Below are 6,782 nucleotides of genomic sequence, written 5' to 3' on the forward strand. Positions count from 1 at the left end.
TCGATGAATACCGCTTACAGAAAACCGCTGCCAGGCACCGACCTGGACTTTTTCGACGCGCGCGCCGCCGTCGATGCGCTGGCACCGGGCGCCTACGACGAACTGCCGTATACGTCGCGGGTGTTGGCCGAAAACCTGGTGCGCCGGTGCGATCCGGCCATGCTTGACGCGTTTCTATTGCAACTCATCGAGCGCAAGCGCGAACTAGATTTCCCCTGGTACCCGGCACGCGTCGTCTGCCATGACATCCTGGGCCTAACCGCGTTCGTCGATCTCGCCGGGTTGCGCGACGCGATCGCGGCGCGTGGCGGTGATCCGTCATGGGTCAATCCGGTCGTGCCGACCCAGCTGGTGGTCGATCATTCTCTGGCGGTCGAATACGGCGGCAATGACAAGGACGCGTTCGAGAAGAACCGTGCGATCGAGGATCGCCGCAACGAAGACCGCTTCGACTTCATCAATTGGACCAAGAAGGCGTTTCGCAACGTCGACGTGATCCCGCCCGGCAACGGGATCCTGCACCAGATCAACCTGGAGCGCATGAGCCCGGTTGTGCAGGTCAACAATGGCGTCGCCTTCCCCGACACGCTCGTGGGCACCGATTCGCACACGCCGATGGTCGATGCGCTGGGCGTGATCGCCGTTGGGGTGGGCGGGCTGGAGGCGGAAAGCGTGATGCTAGGGCGCGCATCGTGGATGCGTTTGCCGGATATCGTCGGCGTGAAGCTGAGCGGCAAGCCCCGAGCCGGCATCACCGCTACTGATATTGTGCTGGCCCTCACCGAGTTCCTGCGTCAGGAAAAGGTCGTGTCGGCCTACCTCGAGTTCTATGGCCATGGCGCGGCCAGCTTGACACTCGGTGACCGCGCAACGATCTCGAACATGGCGCCCGAGTTCGGCGCCACCGCGGCCATGTTCTACATTGACGAGCAGACGATCAAGTATCTGCGGCTGACCGGGCGCAGCGACGAGCTAGTCGCACTGGTCGAGCAATATGCGAAGCGCGCTGGCCTCTGGGCTGACACGTTGACACACGTGCAATACGAACGTGTGCTCGAGTTCGACCTATCGACCGTGGTACGCAACATCGCCGGTCCGTCCAATCCGCACAAGCGCGTGCCCACCTCGGAGTTGGCCGCGCGTGGCATCAGCGGCAAGGTCGAGCGCATGCCCGGCCGCATGCCTGACGGCGCGGTAATCATCGCGGCCATCACCAGTTGCACCAACACCAACAACCCGCGCAACATGATTACCGCGGGTTTGCTGGCACGCAACGCGAACCGGCGAGGGCTGACCCGTCAGCCGTGGGTGAAAAGCTCGCTGGCTCCCGGCTCGAAGGCCGTCACACTGTACCTGCAGGACGCGCAACTGCTGCCGGAACTGGAGCAATTGGGCTTTGGTCTCGTCGCGTACGCATGCACATCGTGCAACGGCATGTCCGGCGCGCTGGACCCGGCCATCCAACAAGAGATCGTCGAGCGCAACTTGTATGCGACCGCAGTATTGTCCGGCAACCGGAACTTCGACGGGCGGATCCACCCGTATGCAAAGCAGGCGTTTCTCGCCTCACCGCCGCTGGTAGTAGCGTATGCGATCGCCGGTACAATCCGTTTTGATATCGAGCGCGACGTACTCGGCCTCGACCGCGATGGTCACCCCGTCACGCTGCACGACATCTGGCCCGGCGACGATGAGATCGACGCGCTGGTTGCGGCCAGCGTCAAGCCAGAGCTCTTTCGCCAGGTATACGAACCAATGTTCGCGCTCAGCGTTGACGCAGGCCAGCAGACCAACCCGCTGTACAACTGGCGCGAGCGCAGCACCTACATTCGCCGTCCGCCGTACTGGGAGGGTGCACTCGCCGGGGAGCGTACGTTGCGCGGCATGCGTCCGCTCGCAGTGCTCGGCGACAACATCACCACCGATCACCTGTCGCCCTCCAACGCGATTCTGGCTGACAGCGCCGCCGGCGAGTATCTCGCCAGGATGGGCGTACCGGAAGACGACTTCAACTCGTACGCGACCCACCGCGGCGACCACCTGACCGCCCAGCGCGCAACGTTCGCGAACCCGACGCTGAAAAACGAGATGGTCTTGGAAAACGGCGCGGTTAAGACGGGTTCGCTTGCTCGCGTCGAGCCGGAGGGCAAGGTCATGCGCATGTGGGAGGCCATCGAAACCTACATGGCGCGCAAGCAACCGTTGATCGTCATTGCCGGCGCGGACTACGGGCAAGGCTCGTCGCGCGATTGGGCCGCCAAGGGCGTGCGGCTGGCCGGCGTCGAGGCCATTGTCGCGGAAGGCTTCGAGCGCATCCACCGCACCAACCTGGTCGGTATGGGCGTGCTGCCGCTAGAGTTCAAGTCCGATGTCAACCGCATCACGCTGGGTATCGACGGTACCGAGACCTTCGATGTGATCGGCGAGCGCAAGCCGAGCGCCGCTCTCACGCTGGTGATCCATCGCCGTGACGGCGGGCGTACTGACGTCCCGGTTACCTGCCGGCTCGATACGGCCGAGGAGGTCTCGATCTACGAAGCAGGTGGCGTGCTGCAGCGTTTTGCGCAGGACTTCCTCGAATCGGCGAAACCGGCCGCGTGACGGAGCGATACGCTGATGGTTCACTCATCCCAAATCAAGATCCCCGCCACCTACATGCGCGGCGGGACCAGCAAGGGCGTATTCTTCCGGCTACAGGACCTGCCCGGCGCCGCGCAGCAGCCCGGTGCGGTGCGTGACGCGTTGCTGCTGCGCGTGATCGGCAGTCCCGACCCGTACGGCAAGCAGATCGACGGCATGGGCGGGGCCACGTCGAGCACCAGCAAGACCGTGATTCTGTCCCGCAGTGAGCGCCCCGACCATGACGTGGACTATTTGTTCGGACAAGTAGCAATCGACCGCCCGTTCGTCGACTGGAGCGGCAACTGCGGCAACCTGTCGGCAGCCGTCGGACCGTTTGCAATCAGCAACGGCCTGGTCGACGCGTTGCGCATCCCGCGCGACGGTATCGCCACCGTACGGATTTGGCAGGCAAATATTGGCAAGACCATCATCGCGCATGTGCCAATCGTAAACGGCGCGGTGCAGGAGACCGGTGACTTCGAACTGGATGGCGTAACCTTCCCGGCCGCGGAAGTGCCGCTCGAGTTCATGGACCCATCCGCCGGCGACGAAGACGGCGGCTCGATGTTTCCAACCGGCAACCTCGTGGACAAACTGGACATTCCGGGTATCGGCATGCTGCAAGCAACGATGATCAATGCCGGCATCCCGACGATCTTTGTCGAGGCCGAGGCGCTCGGCTATCACGGCACGGAGTTGCAAGACGTGATCAACGGCGACGCAGACGCGTTGACCAGGCTCGAGACCGTCCGCGCCCATGGCGCACTGCGCATGGGGCTCATCTCGTCTATTGACGAGATCGCGACGCGGCAGCACACGCCGAAGCTGGCGTTCGTGGCTCGACCAGCCGACTACGTCGCGTCCAATGGCAAACCGGTCGCGGCGTCTGACATCGACCTGCTGGTGCGCGCGATGTCGATGGGCAAGCTGCATCACGCGATGATGGGCACTGCCGCCGTCGCGATCGGCGCGGCGGCAGCCGTGCCCGGCACGCTGGTCAACCGCGCGGCAGGCGGCGGCGAGCGCCGCGCGGTGCGCTTCGGGCATCCGTCCGGCACGCTGCGCGTTGGCGCCGAAGCGAGCTGCGTCAACGGCGAATGGGTCGTGACCAAAGCGTTGATGAGCCGTAGCGCACGCGTGCTCATGGAGGGCTTAGTGCGCGTGCCAGCCGATACGCTGCTGCTGCGCTAGTGCGGCGCAGGCTTGTCCGGACCATGCGCCGGTGGGCTGCCGGGCGGCACGGGCTCCTGATCGCTCTGCGGCGGTAGGCGAAGGCCGACGCGGCACCCGTAGGCAAGCCGCGCTTGAATGATTGGGTTAACGACACTGGCCATGCCGCTCGCGCTGGCAGCGGTGATCGCTGGCAGCGGCGGTATCACGCCGCGCCGGCGCGCGCTGAATGCCAGCCCGGATGTCAGCCTGCCGGCGGCTCAGGATACGTCAACGTTGCGCGTCGCAGAAGATCGCCGTCACGAATGGGCCGACATGGTGGACGATCGCCGGACTGCCAGCGTGTTCGGCACGGGCCTTGACCCGCTGGGTGGCCCCCATTACCACGACGCCATAGGCTGAGTCGCCGATGGGTTTGCTCCGGCCTTGCCGGAACAAGGGATCGTCCTTCTGGTAGCCGACGACTGCGATCACCGAAAACCCGAAAGCGCGCAAGTCCGCGCCGCGTACCGGAAAAAACGCATTGACCGAGTTGTCTTCGACGCGTGATGCCTTTGGGCCGATCAAGCCCTCGTCCACCAACGGCGCAATGAAATCATGGGCACGCAACTGGCACGCTAGCGCATCATCGAGCGAGCGGCTGGCCATGCGCGTGCCATCGGCCGCGTCCGCGCAAGCCTGTCCACACAACGCGGCGAAGGCCATGCCGGCGAATATGATGCGATAGCCGAGTAAGCGCATGGTTCCGATCAGTGAAGTAGTGCGCATGCCACGCGTCCATAAAGGTGTGCAGTTTACTCGAACCAATACCTTACCGCATCGCGCCCGCCAGTGTAGCGACACAACGCACCGAAGCAGGTTCACAGCGGCGCGTCGTAGACGTACGGGGTCGTGTCCGGCCCCCATGCACCGGCACGAGCCACTACGCGCTGCTGCACGGGTTCACTGACTGCCACACCTCGCAGCGGGCCCCCTTGAGCCGAACGAGCGAGGCTATTCTCGCCACACGCTCCGGCAAGCGGAGAACCACACAATCGATCTTGCTGCTCCAAACGCTGGCCTGCCCTTGTCTCACGCAAAGTCATTCTCACGCAAAGTCATTTTGACTTACCCTGGTTGAAACCGGTTGCTTGCAAAAACGCGCCGGGGGACAGCACCGCCTTACAACCTGCCCGACGTTCAAGTGTACCGCCATTCGCAGTTTCGCTACGCCTGGGACCATTTGTGTCGGATGCACGTATGCACGGCAAAGTCGCGGTCGCTCCTCTGTGTGAGCGACACGACACGCACCTTGACCAATTTCACCGCCTCGGCTTTAAGTGCGTTGCTAAACCGCTTTATCTTCTTTATTCACTCCTTGGGCTTGCTGGCTCTCCCATTTGTCTAGCTTACAGGCTAGGATGGAAGCAATCGCGGCCGTGGGCTCTGGCTTAAGCATTTCTCCATGACTACAGTGAACGTCATGAACCTCTATCTCCCCGAGCACATACGGTTTCCACTCGTCAAGCGTGACGAGCGGTTCATATCCAGCCTCTGCTACCGTGGCTCGGAACAATAGCGCATCCCCGCCATACTGTGATGGAGAATAATCTCTTACGATACGCACATTATTTTTTGCGATTTCCTCAGTGTTTTCCAATAAACGCTCATCCATCGCCGAAACTAATTCGTTGCCATAGTGGGCGGCGAGCACCTCTCTCACCATCGCCTGGTCAAATTGATTTCCTTGCTCTTCGAAAGCTTTGCCCGCAAAAGGGGAGCTATCTAGTAACGCCAGCAACGCCACTTTTCCGCCTTGGTGTTCGAGTCGAACAGCCATGCTATGCGCCACATTGCCGCCGAGGCTCCATCCTAATAAGCAGTAAGGCCCTTTGGGCTGAACACGGCGCATTTGCTCAAGATAGTCTGACACCATCTCGTCAAGAGTAGACGCAAGCGGGCTTGTTCCATCGAACCCGCGAGCCTGCAAGCCATAAAGAGGCTGATCGGGGTGAAGGTAACTGGACAGACCCATATAGCTCCAGCTCAGACCCAATCCGGGATGAATGCAGAAAAGAGCAGGACGGCTGCCTGTGGGCTTAAGAGGAAGTAGAACGGAAAACGAGTCTCCTTGCATCCCGTCATGCTGAACTAAATGGCGTGCTAAGCCTGCGAGGGTGGGTGCCTCAAACAGCGTACGAATAGCAAGGTCAACCCCTAACGCTGTGCGTACACGACTGATCAGGCGCATGGCCAGCAGCGAGTGGCCCCCGAGCGCGAAGAAGCTGTCGTGCCGACCCACACGTTCGACACTCAATAGCTCGGCCCAGATCGCCGCGAGCGTCGCCTCAAGCTCGCCTTGTGGTGCTTCATACGCTTGATACGCCAGCGCCTCGTCATCCGGTGCAGGCAGCGCACGCCGATCAAGCTTGCCGTTGGGCGTCAGCGGCCATGCGTCGAGCCGCACAAACGCACTGGGCACCATGTACTCCGGCAACGCCGCACTCACATGCGCACGCAAGGTGCCCACTAAAGCTTCGTTGGGCTCGGCCACTACATACGCCACCAACCGTTTGTCTTGTCCTTCGCCTGTTGTCACCACCACCGTATCACGCACCTGCGGGTGCGCCGTTAAGCACGCTGCGATCTCGCCCGGTTCAATCCGAAAGCCGCGGATCTTCACTTGCTCATCGTTGCGACCCACAAACTCCAGATTGCCGTCCGGTCGGTAACGTGCCAAATCTCCGGTCTTATACAGCCGTGCACCCGCTTCATCGGAGAACGGATCGGGCACAAAGCGCTCAGCAGTCAACTCCGGGCGGTTCAGGTAGCCCCGTGCTACCCCCGCGCCACCAATATACAATTCGCCGACCGCACCCAGTGGCACCGGCTGGCCGTGCGCGTCAAGTAAATAAACGCGTGTGTTCGCAATCGGCCGGCCAATCGGGATGCTGGCGTTTGTTTCCGGCACGGACGTGATCTTGTAAGTCGTCGCAAACGTGGTGCTCTCG

The 6,782-nt window shown here is 62.1% G+C and carries 4 protein-coding genes; 2 read left to right on the top strand and 2 right to left on the bottom strand.

The window, feature by feature from the left end; genetic code table 11:
* Positions 1–3: 3 nt before the first annotated feature.
* Both acnD and prpF read left to right on the top strand, forming a co-directional pair.
* Entirely contained in the window at positions 4–2,601 is a 2,598-nt protein-coding gene (gene acnD, locus KQH55_RS12210; protein ID WP_235091181.1) for a Fe/S-dependent 2-methylisocitrate dehydratase AcnD, read from the top strand.
* Positions 2,602–2,616: 15 nt separating this feature from the next.
* Positions 2,617–3,813, top strand: a complete 1,197-nt coding sequence (gene prpF / locus KQH55_RS12215; RefSeq protein ID WP_076794123.1) for a 2-methylaconitate cis-trans isomerase PrpF — start codon at positions 2,617–2,619, stop codon at positions 3,811–3,813.
* A 249-nt stretch (positions 3,814–4,062) separates the two neighbouring features.
* Here prpF and KQH55_RS12220 read toward each other — a convergent pair whose 3' ends face one another.
* Complete coding sequence (locus KQH55_RS12220; RefSeq protein WP_235091173.1) at positions 4,063–4,560, bottom strand: hypothetical protein; 498 nt, start codon at positions 4,558–4,560, stop codon at positions 4,063–4,065.
* 559 nt (positions 4,561–5,119) lie between these two features.
* Positions 5,120–6,782 (bottom strand): alpha/beta fold hydrolase (locus KQH55_RS12225; protein ID WP_235091175.1); only part of this gene is annotated, 1,663 nt, incomplete at its 5' end.

The sequence above is a fragment of the Mycetohabitans sp. B3 genome (assembly GCF_021498065.1).
Lineage (GTDB): Bacteria > Pseudomonadota > Gammaproteobacteria > Burkholderiales > Burkholderiaceae > Mycetohabitans.

Excerpts from the sequence above, each read along its gene's own strand:
- KQH55_RS12220 (WP_235091173.1), bottom strand. The coding sequence starts at position 4,560 with ATGCGCACTACTTCACTGATCGGAACCATGCGCTTACTCGGCTATCGC.
- acnD (WP_235091181.1), top strand. The coding sequence starts at position 4 with ATGAATACCGCTTACAGAAAACCGCTGCCAGGCACCGACCTGGACTTT.
- prpF (WP_076794123.1), top strand. The coding sequence starts at position 2,617 with ATGGTTCACTCATCCCAAATCAAGATCCCCGCCACCTACATGCGCGGC.